Consider the following 24,159-nt stretch of genomic DNA (forward strand, 5'->3'; position numbering starts at 1 on the left):
TGGGGGACCGGGCTCACAGACCCTGGGGACCGAGCTTCTCGATCAGCGCGGCGAGCATCTCGACCTCGTCGGACTTGAGGTCGGTCAGCGGCGGGCGCACCGGGCCGGCGCTGTGGCCGACGATGGTGGCGCCGGCCTTCACGATGCTCACGGCATAGCCCTGCATGCGGTTCCTGATCTCCAGGTAGGGCATGAAGAAGTCCTTGAGCAGGCGGTGCTGGGTCTTCAGGTCGTCGGCGGCGACGGCGTGATAGAAGTCCATCGCCGTCTTCGGGATGAAGTTGAAGACCGCCGAGGAGTACACCGGCGTGCCCATCGCCTTGTAGGCGGCGGCGTAGACCTCGGCCGTGGGCAGCCCACCCAGGTAGGCGAAGCGGTCGCCCATGCGCTGGTAGACCGCCACCATCGCCTCGATGTCGCCCACGCCGTCCTTGAAGCCCACCAGGTTGGGGTTGCGCTCGGCCAGCATCGCCAGCGTGTCGGGCTTGAAGCGCGTGGCGCCACCCCGGTTGTAGACCACGACGCCGAAGTCGACGCTCTTGCACACCGCATCGACGTGCGCGGCCAGGCCTTCCTGGCCGGCTTCGGTGAGGTAGTGCGGCATCAGCAGGATGCCGTGCGCGCCGGCCTTCTCGGCCGCCTGGGCGCACTGGATGGCGAAGCGCGTCGGGCCGCCGGCGCCCGCGATGATCGGCACCACGCCACGGCAGGTGTCCACCGCCGTCTGGATGATGCCGGGGTACTCGTCGCCCGTCAGCGAGAAGAACTCGCCCGTGCCGCCGGCGGCGAACAGGGCCGTCGCGCCGTAGGGCGCGAGCCATTCGAGGCGCTTCTCGTAGCCACGCTTGTCGAAGTCGCCGCTGGCGTCGAAGTCGGTCAGCGGAAACGACAGCAGGCCGGAGCCCATGATGGTCTTGAGTTCTTGCGGATTCATTGTCAAAGCTCCTGGATGACGGGTCGGGAAAGGGAATAGAGGGATCGGGTCCGGGCGGGCCGGACCGGCGCGCGTCAGGTCACCGGCGCGGGGTTGAACAGCACCAGCGCGTTGTGCAGCTTCCAGTGCTCGGCCCAGGTCTTCCGGCGGCCGCTGGCCACGTCGAGCATCAGCTGGAACATTTCCCAGCCGACGTCGGCGATGGTCTTCTCGCCGGTGGCGATGGTGCCGGCGTTGATGTCCATGAGGTCGTGCCAGCGGCGCGCCAGGTCGGCCCGGGTGGCGACCTTGATGACCGGCACCTCGGCCAGGCCGTAGGGCGTGCCCCGGCCGGTGGTGAAGACGTGCAGGTTCATGCCGGCGGCCAGCTGCAGCGTGCCGCAGATGAAGTCGCTCGCGGGCGTGGCGGCGTAGATGAGGCCCTTCTGCGTCAGCTTCTCGCCCGGCGAGATGACGCCGGAGATCGGCGAGGAGCCGCTCTTGACGATCGAGCCCATCGCCTTCTCGACGATGTTGGACAACCCGCCCTTCTTGTTGCCGGGCGTGGTGTTGGCGCTGCGGTCGACGCGGCCCTTGTCGAGGTAGGCGTCGTACCAGGCCATCTCGCGGATCATGGCCTCGGCCACTTCCGGCGTGGTGGCGCGCGAGGTCAGCTGGTCGATCCCGTCGCGCACCTCGGTGACCTCGGAGAACATGACGGTGGCACCCGCGCGCACCAGCAAGTCGGTGCAGAAGCCCACCGCCGGGTTGGCCGTGACGCCGGAGAAGGCGTCGCTGCCGCCGCACTGCACGCCCACCACCAGTTCGCTGGCCGGCACGGTCTCGCGCTGTCGGGCGTTGAGGCGTTCGAGGTGTTCCTCGGCCTGCCGCATGATCGACTCGACCATCGACATGAAGCCCACGTGGGCGTCGTCCTGCAGGCACACCACGTCGAGCTTGGGGCTGGCGGAGTCGCCGATGTCGGCCACGTTGCGCTCGTCGATCAGCGGGATGCTGCCCGGCGGCAGCAGGCGTTCGGGCTGGAGCTTCTCGCAGCCCAGGCTCACCACCATCACCTCGCCGCCGAAGTTGGGGTTCAGGCTGATGTTGCGCAGGGTGCGGATCGGGATGACCGCGTCGGGCGCGTCGATCGCCACGCCGCAGCCGTAGGTGTGTTCCAGCGCGACGACGTCGTCGACGTTGGGAAAGCGCGGCAGCAGCTCGGCCTTCACGCGCTGCACGGCGAAGTCGGTGACGCCGGCCACGCACTGCACGGTCTGCGTGATGGCCAGGATGTTGCGCGTGCCCACCGAGCCGTCCGGGTTGCGGAAGCCCTCGAAGGTGTAGCCCTCCAGCGGCGGCTGCGGCTCAGGCCGCACGGTGGCCATGGGCAGGCCGACCAGCTCGCGCGCGGCGGGCATCCTCAGCAGGCGCTCGTGCACCCAGGTGCCCGCGGGCAGCGCCTTGAGGGCGTAGCCGATGACGACGTTGTAGCGGCGCACCTCGCCGCCTTCGGGGATGTCGACCAGGGCGACCTTGTGCGCCTGGGGCACCTTGTCCACCAGCGTCAGCCCCGAGGGGAAGACGGTGCCGGCGGGCAGGCCCCCGTCGTTGGCGACGATGGCGACGTTGTCGCGCTCGTCCATGCGGATGCACAGCGGCGCTTGGTTGGGCAGCGTTTCGGACATGGTTCGTGGGCGTTTTCGTTGTGGGGTGAGGACCGGGGAGCTCAGGCGCGGCGGCCGACCTCGACCGACTCGCGCGTCCAGCGCGCGGCCTGCTCGCTCAGGCTCAGGCCCAGGCCGGGGCGCGTCGGCACCTGCATGCGGCCGTCCCGGATCTCCAGGCGTTCGTTGAACAGCGGCTCCAGCCAGTCGAAGTGCTCGACCCACGGCTCGGTCGCGTAGACCGCGCCCAGATGGACGTGCAGCTCCATCGCGAAGTGCGGTCCCAGGCTGAGGCCGGCGTGCTCGGCCTGCGCGGCGATCTTCAGGAACGGCGTGATGCCACCCACGCGCGGGGCGTCGGGCATCAGGTAGTCGCAGGAACGGTGGCGGATCAGCTCGCCGTGCTCGGCCGCGCTGGTCAGCATCTCGCCGGTGGCGATGGGGGTGTCGAAGGCGGCGGCCAGCGCGGCGTGGCCCTCGAAGTCGTAGGCGTCCAGGGGTTCCTCGATCCACACCAGGTCGAACGCCTCGAACACGCGGCACATGCGCTGCGCGGTCGGGCGGTCCCACTGCTGGTTGGCGTCCACCATCAGCGGCACGCCCTCGCCCAGGTGCGCGCGCACGGCCTCCACGCGCCGGATGTCGAGCGCCCGGTCGGGCTGGCCGACCTTGAGCTTGATGCCGCCGATGCCGCGTTCGATCGACGCGGCGGCGTTCACCACCAGCTGCTCGATCGGCGTGTGCAGGAAACCGCCGGAGGTGTTGTAGCAGCGCACCGAGTCGCGCTGCGAACCCAGCAGCTTCGACAGCGACAGCCCGGCCCGGCGCGCCTTCAAGTCGTAGAGCGCGACGTCGAAGGCGCCGATCGCCTGCACCGCCATGCCGCTGCGCCCGACCGACGCGCCCGCCCAGCACAGCTTGGTCCAGAGCTTGGAGATGTCGCTCGGGTCCTCGCCGATCAGGGCCGGCGCGACCTCCTTGGCATGGGCGAACTGGCCCGGCCCGCCAGCGCGCTTGGCATAGCTGAAGCCCAGGCCGCGATGCCCGTCCTTCGTCTCGATCTCGGCGAACAGCATCGCGATCTCGGTCATTGGCTTCTGGCGCCCGGTCAGCACCTTGGCGTCGCTGATCGGGTTGGCCAGCGGCAGGTAGCAGGACGAGATGCGCACCCAGGCGATGGCGTCGCCGGTCGGTGCGGAGGAGGCGGAGGTGGTCATGGGCGGACGGCGGTCGGGGAGGTGTGGAGCGGGGTTCAGTCGATGGTGATCTTTCCGGCCTCGATCACCTTCTTCCAGCGCGCGTACTCCTTGGCCTGGAACTCGGCGAACTGCGCCGGCGTGTTGGTCACCATCTCGAAGCCGATGGAGGTGAACTGCTCCTTGACCTTGGGGTCGTTGAGCGCCTCGACGAAGGCCTCGTTGGCCTTGTCGCGCACGGCCACGGGCAGGCCCTTGGGCGCGACGATGGCCTGCCACGAGGTCACCTCCACGCCCTTGACGCCGGCCTCCGCCAGGGTCGGCACGTCCGGGAAGATCGGCGAGCGCTTGGGGCTGGTGATGGCCAGGGGACGCATCTTGCCGCCCTTGATGTACTGGGCCACCGAGTTCACGTTCTGGAACGAGGCGTCGACCTGGCCGCCCATCAGGTCGATGTGGGCCGGCGCGCCGCCCTTGTAGGGCACGTGGATGCCGGTGGTACCGGTCTGCTGCCAGAACAGTTCGGTCGTCAGGTGGTCGCTCGAGCCGTTGCCGGCCGAGGCGAAGGTCATCTTGCCGGGATTGGCCTTCTCGTAGGCGATGACGTCGGCCACCGTCTTGTGCGGCGAATTGGCCGGCACCACCAGGATGTTGGGCGAGGCCACGGCCACCGTGATCAGGTCGAAGTCCTTCATCGGGTCGTACTGCAGGCCCTTGATCAGGTGCGGCACGATCACCAGCGGGCCGAGCGAGGTCACCAGGAAGGTGTAGCCGTCGGCGGGGGCGCGCTTGACGAAAGTGGCGCCGATGGTGCCGGTGGCGCCGGCCTTGTTGTCCACCAGGAACGACTGCTTGAACTTGTCGGTCAGCCGCGGCGCCATCGCGCGGGCCACCTGGTCGGTCGAGCCGCCGGGCGGGAACGGCACGACGAAGGTCACGGCCTTCTCGGGCCAGTTCTGGGCGCTGGCGGCCAACGTGGTCAGGCCGAAGGCGAGCAGGGTCAGAATCTTTTTCACGGGGTTTGTCTCCAGGGAATGAACGGGATTGCGGACGGTCCACGGGTCTCCCACACAAATGCTAACGTTGTCATTTGTGGCCGAACCAACCGGTTCTTGCCGTGGAATCACCGCCTCCGATGACGACCGAGCAGGCTCGACCAACGAAGCGAAGACAATGATAGCGTTATCATTTTGTCGAGGTCAAGCGGTTCCAGGGCAGGGTTTCCCCTTGGGTCAAAGGTCGCCTCCATCGAGCGTGGACAGCGGCCTGACGCGCCCGCGACCCGTCGCGGGCCGCCCCGCCCATGCGACTGCTAACGTTGTCATCTACGATGCCGGTGGTGCCCACGCCGCCGGTCACCGCGCGACGCCGGTCCGGCACGCCACGCACCGCTCCCCTGCCCAGGTCACCCCGCCATGAACGCTCCGCCCACCTTCAAATCCGCCACGCTGCACGACGTCGCCCGGGCGGCGGGCGTGTCGCTCATCACGGCGTCGCGGGCGCTGGGCAATCCCGGCGTGGTATCGGAGAAGACCATCGCCCGGGTGCACGCGGCGGTCGAGGCGACCGGCTACATCCCCAACCTGCTCGCCGGCGGTCTTAAGTCCAAGCGCAGCCTGATGGTGGCCGGCGTGGTGCCGGCGCTGTCGGTGTGGCAGTTCCTACCGACCGTGCAGTCGCTGACCGACGAGCTCGCCGCCGCCGGCTACCAGCTCATCCTGGGCCAGACCGCCTACGACCCGGAGCGCGAGGAGACCGTCCTCAACACCATGATCGGCCGCCAGCCCGACGGCATCGTCATGACCGGGCTGGTGCAGTCGCAGAAGGTGCGCGAGCGGCTGCGGCGCTCGGGCATCCCGGTGGTGGAGATCTGGGACCTGAGTGACCGGCCGATCGACATGTGCGTGGGTTTCTCGCACCTGAAGGTCGGCTGCGCGGTGGGCGGCTTCTTCCTCTCCAAGGGCTGGCGCCACGTCGGCATCGCCACCGGCAACGACGAGCGCGCACTGACCCGGCGCGATGGCTTCGTCACCACGCTCGGGCGCGAGGTGCCCACCGCGTTCGTGGAGGCCCCCAGCAGCCTGGAGCGCGGCCGCCGCGCCCTGGCCGAACTGCTGGCGCAGTCGCCGCGCCTGCAGGCCGTCTGCTGCAGTTCCGACCAGCTGGCCCACGGCGTCTTCATCGAGGCGATCGCGCGCGGGCTGCGGGTGCCCGAGGACCTGGCGATCTGCGGCTTCGGCAACGCCGACTTCAGCGCGCACATGGTGCCCTCGATCACCACCGTCCATGTCGACGGCCCCGAGATCGGCCGGATCGCCGCGCGCCTCATCGTCCAGCGCTGCCGCGGCGAGGCGGTCGCCGAACCGGTGATCGACGTCGGCTTCCGGATGATCGAGCGGCAGACGACGGGGGGGTGAAGCCGGGGCACCGTCGTCAGTGCACGTCGCACCTGCTGCGAGCAACGCCAGGCGCCGTGCTCGTCAAGCTGTCCAGACATCGATCACGCCGCCGTTCTGCTGGGGCGGGTGACGCCGGCAATGTTGCGCTGCACGTCGCAGAGGCTGGTGACACCTTGCCGGTCGGTCAGTCACGTCGCTCGTCACGGGATCCACGGTCGCCGGCATGTCCATCATCGACGCCCTCCGGAACGTGCCAACTCCTGCGATGCTCTGGATGAAACCGTTGTTCCGCTCGGAGCGTACGGTGCCGATGTTTCGGCCGGGGGCATCGGTGGAGTCCTCCGCCACGGTCTCGAAATGGGCCGGCGACATGGCCTACGCCGACAGGAACGGCGTGCACGACGCCGGAGGGTGTTTCACTTTCTTGCGCAATGGCATGGTAAGGGACCTCCGGAACCGCAGAATCGCCGGGTTCCAATGACCATTCCAAAGACGCGCTTGGGAATCATTATCGACAAGCCACCCTCGACTCCGGCCGCGCGACGCCGCTCGGCCGGCGCCCTGCGCCGACCCAGACGAATTCCGCCGTCAGTCGACCAGCGCCAGCATGCCGATGCTGGTGAACGCGAACAGCGTCGCGAGCAGCTTGAGGCTGGGCAGCGGGCGTTCGGATTCGCCGCTCCAGCGGTCGCGCTGGCTGAAGCCCTTGGTCGACGAGTCCTGTGCGACATCCTCGTCAGGTGTCTGTCGGAACGGTTTCATGGGTGATCCTGCCTTCGATTCAAATGCAATCGGCGCAGTGTCCCGCGTCTTTGACACGCCCGCGTAAGCGAAAGTTCGTGGAGTCCGCCACACAATTTCCCGCCAGGGCGTCCACGGGACGTTCAAGCCGGCCGCGAAACCGCCGATAAAGGCAAGGTCGGGGCACTCCGCCTCTCGCACTTCAAAGGCAGCGACGTGGCTCAATCCCTCTGGCTCTATCGCAATCTCTCCTCCCGCTGGCGTCTGGGCTACCGCGCCATGATCCTGGTGGTGGTCGTCGCGGGACTGCACATTCCGCTGCTCGCGCTCGTGGGGTTGTTCACCTACCGCAACACGCTCGCGCTCAACGCGACGATCGCGACGCTGCTGGTGGTGCTGGTGGCGACCCTGGCGGGCGCGGCCGGCGTGGTCTGGATGCTCAACCAGCTCCTGCGCCCGGTGCTGATGACCTCCGAAAGCCTGCGCGAGTACACGCTCAACCGGACGCTGCCGGCGCTGCCGCTCGAACTCGAGGACGAGGTCGGCACCTTGATGGCCGACACCTCCCATGCCCTGACCCACCTCAACGGCGCGCTCGACGAACTGGCCCACTACGACCGCTTGACCGGCCTGCCCAACCGCGCCACCTTCCTGCGCCGGCTCGCCGAGGGTGATGCCTCCGCGTCCTACGCACTGTGCGTGCTGCGGGTGGCCAACCTGCCCAAGCTCACGCTGGCCTTCGGCAACGCCCCGGCCAACACGGCGACCGTGGCCTTCTTCGCGAAGCTGGAGGCCGGGCTGGCCGATGCGGGCTGCGAGCGCCCGCTGCTCTCGCGCGTGGACGGCGAGCTCTTCGGTTTCCGCATCGAGGCCGGCGCCGGGGCCAAGGACGCCGCGCTCGGCGACCGGGCGGCGCGCATGGTGCGCGGCCTGCGCCAGGAGATCACCGTGGGCGAACTGCGCTTCAACCCCGAATTCGAACTCGGCCTGGCGCTGCACCCGGTCGACAGCACCGAACCCGACGAGCTGCTCGATCGCGCCATCGCCGCGCTGGCGCCGGTCGTCGCCGAGGGACTCGTCATCCCGAACCCGGCCTCGCGCGAGGCCAGCGAGCGTTCCCGCACGCGGATGCGCATCGAGCAGGACCTGCGCCGGGCGCTGGACCGCGACGAATTCATCCTGCACTACCAACCCCTGGTGGACGTGGGCAAGCAGCGCGTCTTCGGCGCCGAGGCGCTGATCCGCTGGAACCACCCCGAACTCGGCCTGCTGGCACCGGGCCAGTTCATCGGCGTGGCCGAAGAGAGCGGCCTGATGGACCCGATCGGGCAATGGGTGCTGGAGGCGGCCGCGCGCCAGCTCAACGCCTGGACCGGCACCCAGCTGGAGGCCCTGCGGCTGTCGATCAACCTCTCGGCGCGCCAGTTCCGCAACGAGCGCATCGTGCGCCACATCTCCAACGCGCTGCGCTCCAACGGGGTGTCGCCCTCGCGCCTGGAGATCGAACTGACCGAGACGGCGGCGATGCGCGACAGCCGCATGACGCACGCCATCCTGTCTTCGCTGCGCAACCTGGGCGTGACCTCGGCGATCGACGACTTCGGCACCGGCTACTCCAGCATGAGCTACCTGCGCACCCTGCCCTTCGACAAGCTCAAGATCGACCGCGAGTTCGTCATGAACGTCGAGCAGCGGCCCAAGAGCCTGGCGATCTGCCGCGCGCTGGTCGAGCTCTCCGACGGCCTGGGCATCACCGTCCTGGCCGAAGGCACCGAGACGGCGGCCGAGGTGGCGCAGATGATGCAGCTCGGTTGCAACCAGTTCCAAGGCTACTACTTCTCCAAGCCGGTGCCCGCCGCCACGCTCGGCGACGTCGCGGCGACCCTGCGGCTGCAGCGCGTGATCGAGGGCTCCGCCAACGCGAGCATGGAGGCGCGCTCGGGCAGCGGCAAACGCATCGTCATGGCCTGAGACGCGAGACGACCCGCACGCTGGCGCCGTCGCGCCGTTACCGGTCCACACAGCGCCGGGGACCGGTCGTTCCTACACTGCGCGCGATGAAGACGACACCGTGGCGACCATCCATCCCAGGGCCGGCCCTGTGCCTGTGCCTGTGCCTAGGCCTGACCCTGCTGTCCGCCCTGACCTGTGCCCGAGCGGCGGGCCCGGCCGCGCCGGCGACGACGAGCGCGGCGGCCAGTGCCGCCGCCACCGCGGCCGGGGAGAACTGCGACGTGCTGCGCGGCCAGATCGAGGCGCGCATCGCCGCGGCCGGCGTCGAGCGCTTCAGCGTCCGCACGGTCGAGGCGGATGCGCAGGTCGACGACGGCCGCGTCGTGGGCACCTGCGCCCGGGGGAGTCGCAAGATCGTCTACCGGACGCAGGCCGCGGCCGCGCCCGCTTCCAGGCCGATGCTCACCGAATGCCGGGACGGCAGTACGCCGGCGGGCGGCGTGTGCAAGCCTTGAGGCTGGCACGTGGGCATCGGCGTCCGCGCCGGTGCCACGCCCGTGTCAAGGCCTCTTCGGCTTTAGGAAGCCCGGCGCGTTCTCGTCCTGCCCGGGCACCCCGGCGTCGGACGTCGACGCGCCATCCGGATCGAGCAAATCCTGGTGGATCTCCGGCTCCATCACGTGGCGGTCCTCGTTCTTCGGGCTCGGCACGGGGGTCGGGGTCGTCGAATCCGTCATGGTAGGCATCTCCGCGCAAAGGATCGAACCTAAGGTAAGGCGACCCGCGGCCGGGCGCTGTAGGAGGGTGCCGGAGGCCCGGCGTGGCGGCGGGAGGTCGCGCCGCGACGCGCCATGGATACAAATGCAAACTAACAGTTTGCAATCCGGCAGGATTGTGCGAAAAACGCGCGATGTGTATGAAATTGTTCGTGCTTTCGATTTCAGGACGGACCGGGGACGACGGTGAGGCCGCGCATGTCGGGACGTGATCTGCCCATCGACTTGGCGGCGTTCGACGTCGGTCTCTCCCGGCTGGCGGTGGCCACCGCCGAGCGCAGCGACGCCGAGATCCACCGCTGCGTCGGCGAGGTGTTGCGCCTGGTGCGCGACCACCTGCAGATGGATGTGGTGTTCGTCTCCCGGTTCGAGAACGGCCGGCGTGTCTTCCGCCACGTTGAGCAGGACGCGAACCCTCCCCTGCTGGCGGTCGGCAACTCCGACCCCCTGGAGATGAGCTTCTGCCAGCGGGTGGTAGACGGCCGGCTGCCGGAACTGGTGAACGACGTGGCCGCCCTGCCCAACCTCGACGAACTGCCGCCGTTGCCGTTTCGCATCGGTGCCCATCTCAGCACGCCCCTCGTGTTGGGCAACGGCGAGGTGTACGGCACGTTCTGCTGCTTCAGCTTCACGCCCGACGGACGCCTGGGGGAGCGCCATCTCAAGCGCCTGCGCATGGCCTCGGAGATGACGGCTCGCCTGATCGAGCGTTCGAGTGCAGACTTCGCCTGACGGTCGACCGGTCGACCGCTTCGTGGGGCGGACCATGCGAATCCATCCATTTCCCGTGCTTCTGACGTGGACGTGTCTCTTGTTCGGGGCGCCATCGCGCGCGTCCACGCCCGTGCCGCCGCCGGCGCCGGGCCTCGCGCCGGGAACGCTGTACGTGAAGCACCACCGCGAGAGCGTCGAGGGACGGTTGTCGGCGTGCGGGCTGGAGTTCGCGGCCATCGCCATCGACCACAGCACGCGCCGGGGCGCGCCGGTCAAGCTCGCCGGACGCTACGAGCTGCGCGTCTGGCCGCAGGGCGTGCCGGGCTATTCGCTCAAGCTGGGGCTCTACGACGGCCTGGCCTGGGACCACCCCGCGGCACCGCACAACGCCGTCGTGCGCGCGCCCCGGGGCGCCGCGCCGCGCCGGCCCATGCGACTGGACGCGGAGAATCCCGGCCACGCCCTGTTCTTCGATGCGCTGGACGACACGTTCGCCACCACCTTCGCCTCGATCGTCGAAGACCGGACGTTCGTCGTCGCCTTCAACCGCGCCGCCGGCGAGCAGGACGTGACGGCGGTGATCGACGTCCAGGTTCTCGCCACGCGCACGCACGACGGCCGCGCCGTGCCGGAGCTGACGACCGAGACCGGCGACGATTTCCGGGCCTGCGCGAACGAACTGTTCAAGGCCTCGGGCCGTCCGCCGCCCCCGGCGCGGCCCCAGCGTCACCCCAGTCCCGCGACGTGACGGAACTGTCCGGCGCGCCGAGGAACCGGACGTTGCGCGCGACCGTCGCCTTCGTGGTGTCGGTGTGCGTCGCGCTGGTGGCCGTCAACGCCTGGCTGATCTGGAAGTCCCGCAGCGCCGACTTCCGGCAGGCCGCGGTCGCCACGACCAACCTCACGCGCGCCGTCTCGCAGCAGATGAACGCCATGTTCTCCGAGGTCGGCCACGTCATCGACAACCTCGGCTACGAACTCGAACGCGCCGACATCACCCCCGCCACGCTGGAGCGCCTGCAGCCGGTGCTGGTCAACCAGGTCGCCACCATCGAGCAGATCCACGGCCTGTTCGTCTACGACGCGGCCGGGCGCTGGATCGCGCACTCCGAGCCGTTGGCGAACCCGAACGCCAACAATGCCGATCGCGCCTATTTCATCCACCACCGCGACAACGCGAGCAAGCGCTGGCGCATCGGCACGCCCATCGTGAGCCGTTCGACCGGGGTCTGGATCATCACGGTGTCGCGCCGCATCGACGACGCCGAGGGACGCTTCGCCGGCGTCGTGCTCGCCACCGTGCGGCTGGACCACGTGCTGCGGCTGATGGGCGAGTTCGACATCGGCGAGCGCGGGGCCATCGCGCTGATCGAGGCCGACGGCACGATCATGGCGCGCCTGCCGTTCGCCCAGGAGGACCTGGGCAAGAGCATCGTCGGCTCGTCGCTCTACGCTACGCTGAGCACGAAGCGCGTCGGCACGGTGGAGACGCGCTCCCCGGTGGACGGCGTGCAGCGCCTGGTCAGCTTCCAGCACCTGTCCGACCACCCGCTGCTGATGGCGGTGGCCATGGCCGAGGACGACCTCCTTCACGACTGGAAGACCGCCAGCATCATCCAGAGCGCCTGGATCCTGTCGCTGTGCGTGCTCATCGCCGTGGCAGGAAGCCGCATCGTCGCCCTGGTCCGCCTGCGCGGGCGCACCGAACGCAGCCTGCAGCAGGCCCACGGCGAGCTCGAGCGGGCCAACGCGCAGCTCGCCGAGCTGGCGCGCAACGACGGCCTGACGGGGCTGTTCAACCGGCGCCACTTCGACCAGCAGTTCGACCTCGCCCTGCGCCAGGCGGCGCGCCACGACCACCCGCTCGGGCTGGTCATGATCGACGTCGATTTCTTCAAGCGCTACAACGATCTGTACGGCCACCCGGAAGGGGACCGCTGCCTGCAGCAGGTGGCCGCCGCGATCCGTTCGGCCGTGCGCAGGCCGGGCGACATCGTCGCGCGCTATGGCGGCGAGGAGATGGTGGTGCTGCTGCCCGACACCGACGATGCCGGCGCGGTGACCGTGGCCGAGGGCATCCGCGCGGCGGTGCTGGCGCTCGCCATCCCGCACGAGGGCAATCCGCTGGGCCGCGTGTCGATCAGCGCCGGCGTCGCCGCCCGCGCCGTCGGCGACCACGCGGTGGGCGGCATGGGCCTGCTCAAGCGCGCCGACATGGCGCTCTACGCGGCCAAGGCCGCCGGCCGCAACACGGTGGCCATCCTGCATCCGCAAGTCGGCGGCGCGGCCGCCGCGCCGGACTGATCCGGGCGCGTGCGCGGCCAGGCGCGCGCTCGACACTGAATTCTTTTCAAGTATTTCCACCCCCTGCCGATAGTGGATGCAACGGCCCTGATGGCCTGGCAAGGCGGCAACATGAAGGGTGTGGTTTTCCGGGAATTCATCGAGATGGTCGAGGACGGCTTCTCGCCGGCCATGGCCGACGCGATCATCGAGGCGTCCGACCTGTCGACGGGGGGCGCGTACACCTCGGTGGGCACCTACGACCATCGCGAAATGGTGCAGCTCGCGACGCACCTGAGCGCGCGCACCGGCATCGCGCTGCCGACGCTGCTCCATGCCTTCGGCAAGCACCTGCTGGGACGCTTCGCGGTCATGTTCCCGGCCTACTTCGAGGGCCGCCAGGGCACCTTCGACTTCCTGGCGATCCTGGACAACAAGATCCATGTCGAGGTCAAGAAGCTCTACCCGGACGCCGAACTGCCCGTCTTCGACCACAGCTTCGAGGACCCCGGCGTCATGGCGTTCGTCTACCGTTCGAAGCGGCCTTTCGCGGACCTGGCCCACGGGCTGATCGACGGCTGCATCGCGCATTTCCAGGAGCCCATCACCGTCGAGCGCGAGGACCGCCCCTGCGAGAGCGGCTCGCACGCGCGCTTCGTGCTGCGAAGGACGGTCGATGCATCCCCATCCTGAGCAGGCCCTGCTCGAGCGCCGCCTCGCCCGCGCCGACAGCGCGCGCCGGCAGGCCGAACGGCTGCTGGAGGAAAAGAGCCTGGCGCTCTACGAGGAAGGCCAGCGGCGCGAGTCCGCGGTCGTCGCGCTGCGCGACAGCGAGGAACGCTACCGCCTGCTGGTGCAGCTGTCGCCCGACGCGATCCTGGTCGAGTCGGAAGGCCGGATCGTCTATGCCAATCCGGCCGCGTGCCGGCTGTTCGCCGCCGACGGTGCCGAGGCGCCGTGGCCGACCGGCCGCGACCTGGTCTCGCTGGCCACCCCGGCCTGCCGTGACGGGGTGCGCGCCACCCTCGAGGCCCTGCAAGCCGGCACGGAGGTGGTCGGCAGCGAGGAAGCCGTGCACGCGCTGGACGGGCGCGCCGTCGACGTGGCGGTCACCCGCATCGCCTTCAGCCACCGGGGCCGGCCCGCGGTGCAGATGATCGCGCGCGACATCTCCCAGCGCCGCCGGCTGGAGAAGCAGCTGCTGGAGCAGGCCACCCACGACGCCCTGACCGGCCTGCCCAACCGACTGCTGCTGCGCGAGCGGCTGAGCGCGGAGGTCTTGGCGGCGCGCCGCGACGCCTACCCGGTGTGGGTCGTTTTCATCGACCTCGACCGCTTCAAGTTCATCAACGACAGCCTCGGCCACGGCGCCGGCGACCTGGTCCTCAAGCGGGTGGCCGACACCCTGCGCGCGGCCACGACGCCGCAGGACACGGTGGCCCGGCTCGGTGGCGACGAGTTCGTGCTGGTGATCCCCGACCGCCGGGGCGACCTCGACATGGCGCGCTTCCTGGACGGGCTCATGGCCCTGCTGGTGCGCCCGACCGAGGTCGCGGGACGCCGCCTGTCGCTGACCTGCAGCATCGGCGTGGCCGGTTTCCCCGACGACAGCCAGTTGCTGGAGGACCTGGTGGAGAAGGCCGACATCGCGATGTACTGCGCCAAGCAGCAGGGCCGCAACAACTGGCAGTTCTTCGCCCCCGCCATGCAGGAGGCACTGCACGACCGGGTGCACATCGAGGCGGCGCTGCACACGGCGCTCGACCACAACGAGCTGTTCCTGCACTTCCAGCCGCAGCTCTCGGGCGGCGGGGAACAGATCCTGGGCGTGGAAGCGCTGCTGCGCTGGCGGCATCCGACGCTGGGCATCGTGATGCCCGACCGCTTCATCCCGCTGGCCGAGGAGAACGGCCTGATCGTCCCCATCGGCGCGTGGGTGCTCCGGATGGCCTGCCTGCAGTGCCGGGCATGGCAGGAGACCGGTTTCCCGCAGCTTCGCCTGGCCGTCAACCTGTCGCCGCGCCAGTTCGCCCAGCCCGATTTCGTCGACTACGTCGCCCAGGTGTTGCGCGAGAGCGGCCTGCCGGCGCACTTCCTGACCCTGGAGCTGACCGAGAACCTGCTGATGGCCGATGTCGAGGCCTCGATCCGCAAACTCGGCGAACTCAAGGCGCTGGGCCTGAAGTTGTCGATCGACGACTTCGGGACGGGCTATTCGGGCCTGTCCTACCTGAGGCGCTTTCCGGTGGACGAGCTGAAGATCGACCGGTCCTTCGTGCGCGACATGGTGGGCGACGACGAGAGCGCCTCCATCGTGCGGGCGATCATCTCGCTGGCCCACAACCTCGACCTGCGCGTCATCGCCGAAGGCGTCGAGACGGTCGAGCAGATCGACTACCTCCAGCGCAACGGTTGCGACGAACTGCAGGGCTACTACTTCAGCCGCCCGCTGGCCGCGATGGACTGCCGCAGCTACCTCGACGCAGGCGGCGAAGCCGGCCTCCACGCGGCGGACCTGGCCCGCCAGGCCGTGCTGGCGACGCCGGCGTGACGGCCTGGCCCGCGCGATCTGCCGGCGCGGACCGGGGCGGTCAGCGCCCTTCGATGCGGAACAGCGTCGTCGGCAGCGCGGTGCCGCTGGCGGGCTTGAACCAGTTCATGTCCTGGATGCGCGAACTCGTCACGTAGACCGCGCCGTCCGGCCCCTCCGCGAGCGTGTCGGGCCAGCGCAGCGCCGCGTCCTTGACCCACATTCGCAGCGGCGCCGAGACGCTGTCACGGACCTTCACGGCATCGTCTTCCGGCGCCGTCACGTACATCCGCCCGTCGCGGCCGATGAGCAGGCCGTCGGCCGGACCGTTCTCGCCCACGCGCGCGACCCGCGCCGCCAGCTGCGTCGGCGGCAGGGCGGCATCGGTCAAGGCCGCCGTCGGCACGGCGTACAGCGTGCGGCCCTTGATGGCCTGCCAGTACAGCGTGGCGCCGTCGGGCGACAGCGCGATGCCGTCGGCCGCGAACTCGACCGCGCGCCCGTCCGTGCGGCGCAGCACCCGGCCGTCCGCCTTGACCAACACGTCCTTCTCCGGCTGGGTGCGCGGATCACCGTCGAGCACGCGACGCGCGCGCCCCGTCGAGAGGTCCACCACCACCAGCGCGCCCTTGGCACCGGAATCGGTGAGGTAGGCGTGGCGACCGTCGGGGCTGAAGCGCACGTCGTTCAGGTAGCTGCCCTGCGGCGCGATGCTCTCGTCGAACGGCACCGTCAGCACGGCCCGGTTGGTCGCCAGGTCGATCTTGACCAGCTTGGGGCCCATGGGCACCAGCGCGCCCTGCGCGGGCGCGGCGGCGTCGAGCACCCAGACGTTGCCCTGGCGGTCGGCGACCACGCTCTGGACGCACACCCAGTGCTCGCGTGGATTCAGCTCGTCCTTGCGAGCATTGCGCCAGGCATTCCAGCGCTCGTCGGGAAAAGCACGGGTCGAGCCGTCCTTGAGGACCTCGGCCACCGACACCGGCGCGTCCTCGGTCCAGCGCGGGAAGTTCACGAAGATCCGGCCGTCGCGCGAGACAGTGACGCCGGTCACCTGGTGGTCGAAGCGGGCCACGGTCTGCAGCCGGGTCCCGGTCGATGCCGTGGGCGGACCCGGCAGCGCCCCAGGGGTCGCGGGCGTCTGGGCACAGGCGGAGAGCAGGAGGGCCGCGGACAGCGCGGCGAGCGGGAGGGCGAAGCGCATGGCGTGACGACCGGAAGCGGTGGCGGACGAACGACTCATTTCGCGCTGGCGGCCTGCGCGCCGGGCTGGCCGATCTTCTGGGCCGCCGCGTGGTGCGCCTTCAGCTTGGGCAGCATCTTGACGGCGAAGGCCTTGACCTTGGGCTGTTCGCCCTTTTCGGCACGCTCCTCGTACATCTTGATGTCGGTGTCGTGGTGGTCGAACGCGACCACCTTCATGTAGTTCTCGTCGAACTCGGCGGCGTTCATCTTCGACATCTTGTTGAGTTCGGCCTTCTCGCCGTCGGGCATGTTGCGCGGCAGGCGCAGGGGCAGGGCCTGGGCGATGGCCTTGAGTTCCTCGCTGGCCGCCGTGTGGTCCTTCACCAGCATCGCCGCGTAGCGCTTGATCTCGGCGTTCTGCGACTTCTTGGCCGCCATCTTGGAGGCCTCGATCTCGAACAGCCCGCCGCCGGCGGCCTTGAGCATGAATTCGCGATCGTCCTCCGACAGGGACTTCGCCTCCAGGGTCTGGGCGTGGACGGCGGTGGTGGTGGCGGCGAAACCGCCGGCGAGGGCGGCGGCGACCAGGAGTGCCGCCAGCCGGGGATGCGATGAGGTCATGGATGTCTTTCTTGGGGGCGTCTGGATGAAGGCATTCCGGAAATCCGGAGTGGATGCCGGGAGGCTCGCGCGGCCGCCCGGCCCCACCCGTGAGCCGATCCGCATTCCACCTGTAGGCGTCCGGCCGGCGCCATGACGGCCACGAGCCCACGCGGGGCGGCGCGCCGCCCGGTCTCAGTCGCCGGCGCGGGTGAACCGGTGCAGCGCGCGCACCAGGTCCGACTGCGTCAGGATGCCCACCAGGCGCTGCTCGGCATCGATGACCGGGAGGTGGTGATGGCCGCCCTCGGAAAACAGCGGCACCAGCTCGGCCACCGGCCGCGACGCGCTGGCCACGCGCACCTGCCGCGTCATGAGCTGCCCCACCGCTTCGGGCTTGCTCGAATGCACGGCGCCGTCGCGCCGGATGAGCGCGCGCAGCCGCTCGCCCAGCCCGTCGCGCGCGTCCAGGTCGGCGTGGCGCATGAAATCCCCCACCGTCACGATGCCGACCACCCGCCGGGTCCGGTCGATCACCGGCAGCGCCTTGACGCGGTGGCGCCGCATCAGCCCCCACGCCTCGTCCAGGCCGGTGCCGAACTGCACGGCGATCGGCTCGCTCGACATGACGTCGGCACAGGTCAGCCGCCCGAAGCTGCGCTCGTACGCGGCGGCCTCGGCGTCGTTGAGCAGGCGCTCGAGGTCGCCGCGCCCGACGTCCAGCACCTGGTTGTAGCGCGCCAGCGCGGCATCGAGGTCGGCGCCCGAGAAGCGGCTGCCCGAGGCCGCCGCCGACGAGGGCGAGGCGGCGCCCGCGGGTGCGTGTGGGTAGCGCCGCCCGGTCAGTTCGTTGTAGAGCATGCCCGCGAGCACCAGCAGCAGCGAATCCACCAGCATCGGGAACACCGCGAAGCCGAAGCCGACCGGCCCGGTCGCGGCCAGCAGCGCGGTCGCGCCCCCGGGCGGGTGCAGGCAGCGCAGCGTGAACATGACGGCGATCGCCAGCAGCACCGCCACCGCGCCGGCGACGACCGGGTCGCCGATGAGCCGCGCGCATGCGGCGCCCACGAGCGCGGAGCCGACGTTGCCGCCCACCACCGCCCATGGCTGGGCCAGGGGACTGCCCGGCACCGCGAACACCAGCACCGCGCTGGCGCCCAGGGGCGCCGCGAGCCACGGCGAACCGGCCTGGACGCTGCCGATGAACCAGCGCGCGACCAGCGCCGTCACGAGGATGCCGATGCCCGCGCCGACGAAGGCGCGCCAGCGTTCCCGTGCGTCGACCGGCGAGCGCACCGGCGCGAGGCGCGCCATCCACGCGCGCCCGGAGCCGGCCCACGATCGCCCGGCTGCGTCCGGGCGCCGCGTGGGACGCGACCTCACTCGGCGCGGATGTCGTTGGCCCGGACCACCTCGCCCCACAGCTTGAAGTAGTCCTGCGTCAGCTTGGCGAGCTGCTCGGGCGTGCCGCCGCCGGGCTCGTCGCCACGATCGACGATGCCCTTGGTGATGGTCGGGTCCTTGAGGGCCGTGTTCATGGCCGTGTTGGCCTTCTTGACGATGTCCGCCGGCAGGCCCGGGGGGCCGTACAGGCCGACGAAGGAGATCAGCTCGAAGTTCTTGAGCCCGACCTCCGCCGCCGTGGGCACGTCGGGGAACGCCGGCACGCGCTGGGCGCCGGTGACCAGCAGCGGGCGCAGCTTGCCCGAGGTGATGAACGGCGCCATGACCGAGGCGGCGTCGAACATCGCGCTCACGCGCCCGGCGATCAGGTCGATCGTGGCCGGGCTGCTGCCCTTGTAGGGCACGTGGTTCATCTTGGGCTTGCCGATGCGCTCGCGGAACAGCTCCATGCTGGCGTGCGTCAGGCTGCCCGGACCGGCCGAGGCGTAGTCGATGCCGTCCTTGTTGCTCTTGACCCACTCGACGAACTCCTTGAAGTTCTTCGCCGGCACGGTGGTGGGAACCGCCAGCACCAGCGAGGACTGCAGCAGCAGGCCGATCGGCGTGAGCTTGAGCGGGTCGGCCATGGCCGTGTTGCGGTAGGTGTGCGGATTGAGCGTGATGTTGCCGTTGCCCACCAGCAGGCGGTAGCCGTCGGGCGGAGCCTTCATCACGTTGTCGGTGCCGATGTTGCCGCCGGCGCCGGCGCGGTTGTCGATCACCACGCCCTGACCCAGCACGCCCTGCATGCCGGCGGTGACCATGCGGCCGGCGAAGTCGGTCTGGCCGCCGGGCGGATAGCCCACCACCAGCGTGACCGCGCGGGTCGGCCAGGTGCCCTGCGCCAGGGCCCCCGTGGGCGCGACGGCCCCGGTGGCGGCGGCGAGGCCCAGGCCCACCAGCTGGCGCCGGGAGATCGGGAAGGATTCGTTGTGTGCGGGCATGAGGATGTGTCTCCGAAGGAAAGGACGACCGTGTGCGGTCGGGGTCCGGCGGCGCGCGCGCGGCCCGGGCGACGCCCGGGGCGTTCGCGCCGACCCTGGAAAATAACTGAAGCCCGCCGGGCGCACAACGCGCGTGCTGGTAATCCCCCGCGCCACCACCACCGCCGCCGCCGTCCGGCCCCGCTCAGGCCGGTGCGACGTCGCCGACCTCGCGCGCCGCCGCCAGCATGGCCTCGAAGTCGGCCGGCGGCAGGGGTCTGGAGAACAGGTAGCCCTGGCACAGCAGGCAACCGTTGCGCGCCAGGAAGCGCTGCTGCTCGACGGTCTCCACACCTTCGGCGATCAGCTCGACGTCGAGGTTGCGCGCCATCCCGATGATGGTCTGCACGATCAGCTCGACCTTCGGGTCGCGCCCGATGCCGCCGACGAAGAACTTGTCGATCTTCACCTGGTCCAGCGGCAGCTGCGTCATGTAGGACAGCGACGAGTAGCCGGTGCCGAAGTCGTCCATGGAGAAGCGGATGCCCAGCGCGCGCAGGCTGCGCATCTTGGCGATGGTCGCCTCGACCTGGCTCTGCAGCAGGCTCTCCGTGAGTTCGAGCTTGAGCCGGGTCGGGTCGGCGCCGGTGTCCTGGAGCACCTGGCGCACCTGCGCCACGAAGTCGTCGCGCCGGAACTGCCGCTCGCTGACGTTGACCGCCAGATCCAGGTGGCGATGGCGCGGCGTGCGGTCCCAGGCCCGCAGCTGGCGGCAGGCGGTCGCCAGCACCCAGGTGCCCAGCGGCACGATCAGGCCGGTCTCCTCGGCCACCTCGATGAACTCGCCCGGCGCCACCAGCCCGCGCCGGGGGTGCCGCCAGCGCACCAGCGCCTCCGCGCCGACCACCGCGCCCGTGTGCGTGACCTGGCTCTGGTAGTGCAGTTCGAACTGCTCCCGCTCCAGCGCCTCGCGCAACTCGGCCTCCAGCGCGGAGCGGTTGGCGATGGCCGCCTCCATGGCCGGCTCGAAGCAGCGCAGCGCGTTGCCCCCCGACGTCTTGGCGTAGTACATCGCGATGTCCGCGCGCTTGAGCAGGTCCTCGAGCGAGCGCTCGCGGCGGTCGAACAGCACCACGCCGAGGCTGCAGGTGCCCCGGTGCGACACCCGGCCCATCAGCAGGTACGGGCCGTCGAGGGAGGCCAGGATGGCGTCGCCGACGGCCTGAGCCCGGCCCTGCGCCGCGTCGGGGTCGGTGCCCAGGCCCTGCAGCATCACCACGAACTCGTCGCCGCCCAGGCGGGCCACGGTGTCGCGTTCGCCGACGCACGCGCGCACGCGGTCGGCCACCTGCTTGAGCAGGTCGTCGCCCATGGCGTGTCCCATGGCGTCGTTCAGCAGCTTGAAGTGGTCCAGGTCCAGGAACAGCAGCGCGCCGTGGCCGTCCTGTTCGACCTCGACCGCGCGCGCCATGCGATCGAGCAGCAGGCGCCGGTTGGGCAGGCCGGTCAGCGCGTCGTAGAAGGCCAGCTGCTCGATGCGGTGGCGCGCCTGCTCGGCCTGGGTGATGTCGCGCAGGATCACGATGCAGCCGGGACGGCCGTCGCCCTCGGAGGACTTGCGCGACACCGAGATCTCGAAGAACGCCGTCTCGCCATCGATCTCGCGCCAGAAGCGCCGGCCGCGCGAGGCACCCTGGGCGCCGGCCTCGGCCAGCGCGGACGCGACCTGCGCCGCCGCCTCGGGCGCGAACAGCTCGTCGATCGATCGCCCCACCGGCCGCGCGTGGGCCACGGCGGGGCGCGTCGCCCCCGGCGCGTGGAAGCGCCGGCAGCGACCGTCGGGGTCGATCTCCAGCAGCGTGTCGGGCAGCGCGTCGAGCGTGGCCTGCAGCTGCGCCTTGCGCTCGATGATCTCGGCCGTGTGGCGCCGCCGCTCGGTGATGTCCTGGTAGATGCAGACCAGGCCGCCGTCGGGCGTGCGGTTCTGGGTCGAGCGGATCACGCGGTCGTCGGGCAGCCGCAGTTCTTGCTCCAGCGACGCGGCGTCGGCGGGCGGGCCGCGCACGTCGCTGCGATAGACCGAGGTCATCTCCACGAACGGGCGGAACGGCCGTCGCGGGCCGGTGAGCTCGCGCGCCCAAGGGAACATCGCCAGGAAACGGCGGTTCCACACCAGCAGCCGGTCGTCGGCGTCGAGCAGGACGAAGCCCACCTCCATCGCGCCCAGGGCCTGGTCGAGCGTCGCCGTCGAGCGCCGCAGCGCCAGGTTGGCCTGCCACTGGCGGCGCAGGCGCAGGTGGGTGAACACCGCCACGGCCAGGGTCAGGCCGATGAAGGCGATCGCCAGCGCCGCGATGGCGTCGCGCTCGCGGCGCCAGTCGGCCAGGGCGAACCCCAGCGGGATGCTGGCCGTCACGACGACGTCGCGGTGCAGGGTGTGGCGTGCCGCCACCAGGGCCGGCAGGCCGCTCAGGCGCGCGGGCGCCGGCGCGGGCGTGCCGGCGCGGGCGACCAGCGCCTCCAGGCGGCGCGCCACGGACCGCGTCGCCGGGGACGCCACGGCGTCCCGCGGCTCCCGGCTCAGGTGCGAGGGCAGGTTCGCCACCAGGACGCCGCCCTCGCGCTCGAGCGTCACCTCCAGCCCGGGGATGTCCGCGCCCTGCACCAGGATGGCGGCCAGCGGCGCGACCTCCAGTTCGGCGACCGCCGCGATCCGCCCCCCGTGGACGCCCGGCAGGAAGCGCCCGAAATAGAGCACCTGCTGCGAACTCGACCGGCTGATCGCCGGCTCGCTGATGACCAGGGTGGAGATCGGCTCGGCCAGGATGCGCTCGACGAAGCCGCGCGGCAGGCCGCCGGAGCCGGGTCCGGCGCGCGGGTCGGACGAGGCGAGCACCTCGCCCGTCGCGGAGAACAGCGCGAGGTGACGCACCAGCAGGTTCTGGCGGACCGCCGCGCCCATCGCGCGGGTGGCGCGCCCGGCCTCGTCGGGCCGCAGCGTCGCGCCGGCGGCCGGGACCATCTCTCCCAGGCTGGCCAGCAGCACGTCCACGCCCAGCACGTTGCGGTTGAGCGCCGCCTGCGCGCCGCTCGCGAAACGCTCCGCCTGGCGCTGCGCCCCGGCGAGCGCGCGGCCGTGCAGGTTCCAGGTGAAGAACGCCGCGCTGACGCCGATCGCCAGCGCGATGCAGCCCGCGATGCCGTAGATGATGGCCGCGTACCGGCGCGACGCCCCGCCGCTCACTGGCCCACCGGTGCCTTGACGCCCAGCGTCTGCGCGATCGTGCGGTTCCACAGCCGGGCGCAGGAAGCGCCGCAGCGCTGCACCTAGCGCGGCAGGATCTCGCGCTCGAACACCGCGCGGCGGCGCTCCTGGTCGGCCTGCGACGGCCACACCACGAGCGGCGCGCGCGACGCGCCGGGGCGGCAGTCGGGGCCGGGTCCGCAGGCCGGCTCGCGCCCCGTCTCGCGCTCGGATTCGTCCCAGATGGCGCCTTCGAGCCGTGGCAGTTCGTCGCGCAGCAGCCCGCGCAGGTCCTCCGGCAGGGCCTGCCAGGCGTCGCGGTTGGCGGCGAAGAGCGCGATCCCCCAGCTGACCGGCATGGCGTAGACGGTCCGGGCGAGTTCGTGCAGGCCGATCACGCGGCCCGACATCGCCCCGGTGACGGCGCAGCTGGTCTGGCCCGAGCGCATCGACGCCACGATCTCCCCGAACGAGGTGGACACCGGCGTGGCGTCCAGGGCGGCGACGAAGTCGGCCTGCGTCGGAGAAGACACGCGGATCCGGCGCCCGCTGAGCTCCTTGAGCGAGGTGACCCGGTCGGCGCAGAAGAACACCTGCGCCGGGTAGATGTAGACGGCGAGCAGTTCGAGCCCGTGGCGCTCGCGCAGCGCCTGGGCGAGCTGCGGACGGAACGCGGTCACGACGCGGCGCAGCGTGGCCACGTCGGGGCTCAGCCCGGCGAGGTCGGGCGCGCCCAGCTCGGGGTGCTGCGCGACCACCTGCCCCAGCAGCGCCGTGCCGAACGGCACCACGCCCAGTTGCATCAGGGTCAGCATGTCCTGTCCCGGCACGCCGGCGCGGTCGAAGGGCACGATGTCCGCGCCATAGCGCCCGCCGCTGCGCCGGGAGAGTTCGCGGGTCCAGAAGGGCTCCTCGTGCAGCACGAACTGGTTCACGCCCGCCAGGCCGCCCACGATGCGCAGCTTGAGCGGCTCCTGCGCGTGGACGGCGCCGCAGGCAGCCATCGCCATCCACCCCGCCAGGACCAGCCGGCGGACGCGGCCCGTCGCACCGGGCCCGCGGCCTGGACGATCTGCCCGATGAATGTTCATGCCTGCCCTTCTCGACCGCCTCGCGTGCGCGCCCGACGGAATTCCCATCGGCGCGAGCGACGGCCGGCTGCGAATCGCCGTCTCCGATCCGGGCCGATTTTTTATGAGATCAGGCGAACAAGCATCCGTTGAAACGTGAAATCGCGGATTTAATTATTTGGTGAATCCTTTCGGATTAGACCTTTGCGGTTCGCCGGAATCACGGTGTCGGGCACCCGGCGCGGCCCCTCGCGGCCGGCGGAAACTGCCGCAGCATCAGGTGGCCCAGGCGGGTCACGCCATGGACGGTGGCCGTGCGCGATCGGATGCCGCCCGGGTGCACGGTGGCGGCCGCGACCGTGGCGCTCAGGTGGCCGGCGAGCATCAGGACCTCGACGGCGTCGACCTCCTCGACGGCGGTGATGGCGATGGGCAGGGTCCGGGTGGCCAGGCGATGGAGCAATTCGAGTGTCATGCGAGGAAGACGCGGGCCGGACGCGATCGGATTCGCGCGCGACGCCC

General features: G+C 70.7%; 22 protein-coding genes. 9 read left to right on the plus strand and 13 right to left on the minus strand.

Features of this window, described 5'->3' with window-relative positions:
- Positions 1–13: 13 nt before the first annotated feature.
- From kdgD to NF681_01780, 4 genes are all read right to left on the minus strand, one after another.
- Positions 14–934: a 5-dehydro-4-deoxyglucarate dehydratase gene (gene kdgD / locus NF681_01765; protein ID UST52331.1), complete on the minus strand. Its 921-nt coding sequence runs from the start codon at positions 932–934 to the stop codon at positions 14–16.
- A 74-nt stretch (positions 935–1,008) separates the two neighbouring features.
- Positions 1,009–2,601: a galactarate dehydratase gene (garD, locus tag NF681_01770; protein ID UST52332.1), complete on the minus strand. Its 1,593-nt coding sequence runs from the start codon at positions 2,599–2,601 to the stop codon at positions 1,009–1,011.
- 41 nt (positions 2,602–2,642) lie between these two features.
- Positions 2,643–3,797 (minus strand): mandelate racemase/muconate lactonizing enzyme family protein, encoded by a 1,155-nt coding sequence (locus tag NF681_01775; GenBank protein UST52333.1) that lies wholly within the window; start codon positions 3,795–3,797, stop codon positions 2,643–2,645.
- 35 nt (positions 3,798–3,832) lie between these two features.
- Positions 3,833–4,792, minus strand: coding sequence for a tripartite tricarboxylate transporter substrate binding protein (locus tag NF681_01780; protein UST52334.1), 960 nt, complete (start codon positions 4,790–4,792; stop codon positions 3,833–3,835).
- Between the two features lie 399 nt (positions 4,793–5,191).
- On the opposite strand from NF681_01780, the gene NF681_01785 reads away from it, so the two are divergent.
- Positions 5,192–6,193, plus strand: a complete 1,002-nt coding sequence (locus NF681_01785) for a LacI family DNA-binding transcriptional regulator (GenBank protein ID UST52335.1) — start codon at positions 5,192–5,194, stop codon at positions 6,191–6,193.
- Between the two features lie 205 nt (positions 6,194–6,398).
- A complete protein-coding gene (locus NF681_01790; protein UST52336.1) occupies positions 6,399–6,656 on the plus strand; it encodes a hypothetical protein in 258 nt (85 codons plus the stop codon).
- Between the two features lie 107 nt (positions 6,657–6,763).
- Here the strand turns inward: NF681_01790 and NF681_01795 are convergent, their stop codons facing one another.
- On the minus strand, positions 6,764–6,937 hold the full coding sequence (locus NF681_01795; GenBank protein ID UST52337.1) for a hypothetical protein: 174 nt from the start codon (positions 6,935–6,937) through the stop codon (positions 6,764–6,766).
- Between the two features lie 195 nt (positions 6,938–7,132).
- Between NF681_01795 and NF681_01800 the strand changes: the two genes are divergently transcribed.
- Both NF681_01800 and NF681_01805 read left to right on the plus strand, forming a co-directional pair.
- The gene (locus tag NF681_01800) at positions 7,133–8,887 is read left to right on the plus strand and encodes an EAL domain-containing protein (protein UST52338.1); all 1,755 of its coding nucleotides are present in this window, start codon (positions 7,133–7,135) and stop codon (positions 8,885–8,887) included.
- An 86-nt stretch (positions 8,888–8,973) separates the two neighbouring features.
- Positions 8,974–9,384, plus strand: coding sequence for a DUF1161 domain-containing protein (locus NF681_01805; GenBank protein ID UST52339.1), 411 nt, complete (start codon positions 8,974–8,976; stop codon positions 9,382–9,384).
- A gap of 45 nt (positions 9,385–9,429) precedes the next feature.
- Here NF681_01805 and NF681_01810 read toward each other — a convergent pair whose 3' ends face one another.
- Positions 9,430–9,606 (minus strand): hypothetical protein, encoded by a 177-nt coding sequence (locus NF681_01810; GenBank protein UST52340.1) that lies wholly within the window; start codon positions 9,604–9,606, stop codon positions 9,430–9,432.
- Between the two features lie 237 nt (positions 9,607–9,843).
- Here NF681_01810 and NF681_01815 point away from each other — a divergent pair, with 237 nt between their 5' ends.
- From NF681_01815 to NF681_01835, 5 genes are all read left to right on the plus strand, one after another.
- A complete protein-coding gene (locus NF681_01815) occupies positions 9,844–10,377 on the plus strand; it encodes a GAF domain-containing protein (GenBank protein UST52341.1) in 534 nt (177 codons plus the stop codon).
- Between the two features lie 79 nt (positions 10,378–10,456).
- Positions 10,457–11,107 carry a hypothetical protein gene (locus NF681_01820; protein ID UST52342.1) on the plus strand — a complete coding sequence of 217 codons (651 nt, stop codon included), beginning with the start codon at positions 10,457–10,459 and terminating at the stop codon, positions 11,105–11,107.
- Positions 11,104–12,663 carry a sensor domain-containing diguanylate cyclase gene (locus tag NF681_01825; protein ID UST52343.1) on the plus strand — a complete coding sequence of 520 codons (1,560 nt, stop codon included), beginning with the start codon at positions 11,104–11,106 and terminating at the stop codon, positions 12,661–12,663. The genes NF681_01820 and NF681_01825 overlap by 4 nt, the downstream gene beginning before the upstream one ends.
- Positions 12,664–12,774: 111 nt before the next feature.
- A complete protein-coding gene (locus NF681_01830; GenBank protein ID UST52344.1) occupies positions 12,775–13,335 on the plus strand; it encodes a heme NO-binding domain-containing protein in 561 nt (186 codons plus the stop codon).
- Positions 13,319–15,193 (plus strand): EAL domain-containing protein, encoded by a 1,875-nt coding sequence (locus NF681_01835; protein UST52345.1) that lies wholly within the window; start codon positions 13,319–13,321, stop codon positions 15,191–15,193. Before NF681_01830 ends, NF681_01835 begins: the two co-directional genes overlap by 17 nt.
- Before the next feature lie 40 nt (positions 15,194–15,233).
- Here NF681_01835 and NF681_01840 read toward each other — a convergent pair whose 3' ends face one another.
- From NF681_01840 to NF681_01870, 7 genes are all read right to left on the minus strand, one after another.
- A complete protein-coding gene (locus NF681_01840; GenBank protein UST52346.1) occupies positions 15,234–16,376 on the minus strand; it encodes a major royal jelly family protein in 1,143 nt (380 codons plus the stop codon).
- 35 nt (positions 16,377–16,411) lie between these two features.
- The gene (locus tag NF681_01845; protein ID UST52347.1) at positions 16,412–16,978 is read right to left on the minus strand and encodes a DUF4142 domain-containing protein; all 567 of its coding nucleotides are present in this window, start codon (positions 16,976–16,978) and stop codon (positions 16,412–16,414) included.
- Positions 16,979–17,152: 174 nt separating this feature from the next.
- On the minus strand, positions 17,153–18,271 hold the full coding sequence (locus NF681_01850; protein ID UST52348.1) for an HPP family protein: 1,119 nt from the start codon (positions 18,269–18,271) through the stop codon (positions 17,153–17,155).
- A 65-nt stretch (positions 18,272–18,336) separates the two neighbouring features.
- On the minus strand, positions 18,337–19,344 hold the full coding sequence (locus NF681_01855) for a tripartite tricarboxylate transporter substrate binding protein (GenBank protein ID UST52349.1): 1,008 nt from the start codon (positions 19,342–19,344) through the stop codon (positions 18,337–18,339).
- Positions 19,345–19,528: 184 nt separating this feature from the next.
- Positions 19,529–22,567: an EAL domain-containing protein gene (locus tag NF681_01860; protein UST52350.1), complete on the minus strand. Its 3,039-nt coding sequence runs from the start codon at positions 22,565–22,567 to the stop codon at positions 19,529–19,531.
- An 83-nt stretch (positions 22,568–22,650) separates the two neighbouring features.
- Positions 22,651–23,577 carry a TRAP transporter substrate-binding protein DctP gene (gene dctP / locus NF681_01865; GenBank protein UST52351.1) on the minus strand — a complete coding sequence of 309 codons (927 nt, stop codon included), beginning with the start codon at positions 23,575–23,577 and terminating at the stop codon, positions 22,651–22,653.
- Between the two features lie 280 nt (positions 23,578–23,857).
- Complete coding sequence (locus tag NF681_01870) at positions 23,858–24,112, minus strand: hypothetical protein (protein UST52352.1); 255 nt, start codon at positions 24,110–24,112, stop codon at positions 23,858–23,860.
- Positions 24,113–24,159: the final 47 nt, after the last annotated feature.

The sequence above is a fragment of the Comamonadaceae bacterium OTU4NAUVB1 genome (genome assembly GCA_024372625.1).
Classification (GTDB): Bacteria; Pseudomonadota; Gammaproteobacteria; order Burkholderiales; family Burkholderiaceae_C; genus Variovorax.

What these genes read in the sequence shown, in the direction of transcription:
- kdgD (UST52331.1), bottom strand. Translation starts at nt 934, where the DNA reads ATGAATCCGCAAGAACTCAAGACCATCATGGGCTCCGGCCTGCTGTCG.
- NF681_01870 (UST52352.1), bottom strand. Translation starts at nt 24,112, where the DNA reads ATGACACTCGAATTGCTCCATCGCCTGGCCACCCGGACCCTGCCCATC.
- NF681_01790 (UST52336.1), top strand. Translation starts at nt 6,399, where the DNA reads ATGTCCATCATCGACGCCCTCCGGAACGTGCCAACTCCTGCGATGCTC.
- NF681_01830 (UST52344.1), top strand. Translation starts at nt 12,775, where the DNA reads ATGAAGGGTGTGGTTTTCCGGGAATTCATCGAGATGGTCGAGGACGGC.
- dctP (UST52351.1), bottom strand. Translation starts at nt 23,577, where the DNA reads ATGGCGATGGCTGCCTGCGGCGCCGTCCACGCGCAGGAGCCGCTCAAG.
- NF681_01840 (UST52346.1), bottom strand. Translation starts at nt 16,376, where the DNA reads ATGCGCTTCGCCCTCCCGCTCGCCGCGCTGTCCGCGGCCCTCCTGCTC.
- NF681_01850 (UST52348.1), bottom strand. Translation starts at nt 18,271, where the DNA reads ATGGCGCGCCTCGCGCCGGTGCGCTCGCCGGTCGACGCACGGGAACGC.
- NF681_01835 (UST52345.1), top strand. Translation starts at nt 13,319, where the DNA reads ATGCATCCCCATCCTGAGCAGGCCCTGCTCGAGCGCCGCCTCGCCCGC.
- NF681_01775 (UST52333.1), bottom strand. Translation starts at nt 3,797, where the DNA reads ATGACCACCTCCGCCTCCTCCGCACCGACCGGCGACGCCATCGCCTGG.
- NF681_01785 (UST52335.1), top strand. Translation starts at nt 5,192, where the DNA reads ATGAACGCTCCGCCCACCTTCAAATCCGCCACGCTGCACGACGTCGCC.
- NF681_01855 (UST52349.1), bottom strand. Translation starts at nt 19,344, where the DNA reads ATGCCCGCACACAACGAATCCTTCCCGATCTCCCGGCGCCAGCTGGTG.
- NF681_01845 (UST52347.1), bottom strand. Translation starts at nt 16,978, where the DNA reads ATGACCTCATCGCATCCCCGGCTGGCGGCACTCCTGGTCGCCGCCGCC.
- NF681_01795 (UST52337.1), bottom strand. Translation starts at nt 6,937, where the DNA reads ATGAAACCGTTCCGACAGACACCTGACGAGGATGTCGCACAGGACTCG.
- NF681_01815 (UST52341.1), top strand. Translation starts at nt 9,844, where the DNA reads ATGTCGGGACGTGATCTGCCCATCGACTTGGCGGCGTTCGACGTCGGT.
- NF681_01805 (UST52339.1), top strand. Translation starts at nt 8,974, where the DNA reads ATGAAGACGACACCGTGGCGACCATCCATCCCAGGGCCGGCCCTGTGC.
- NF681_01810 (UST52340.1), bottom strand. Translation starts at nt 9,606, where the DNA reads ATGACGGATTCGACGACCCCGACCCCCGTGCCGAGCCCGAAGAACGAG.
- garD (UST52332.1), bottom strand. Translation starts at nt 2,601, where the DNA reads ATGTCCGAAACGCTGCCCAACCAAGCGCCGCTGTGCATCCGCATGGAC.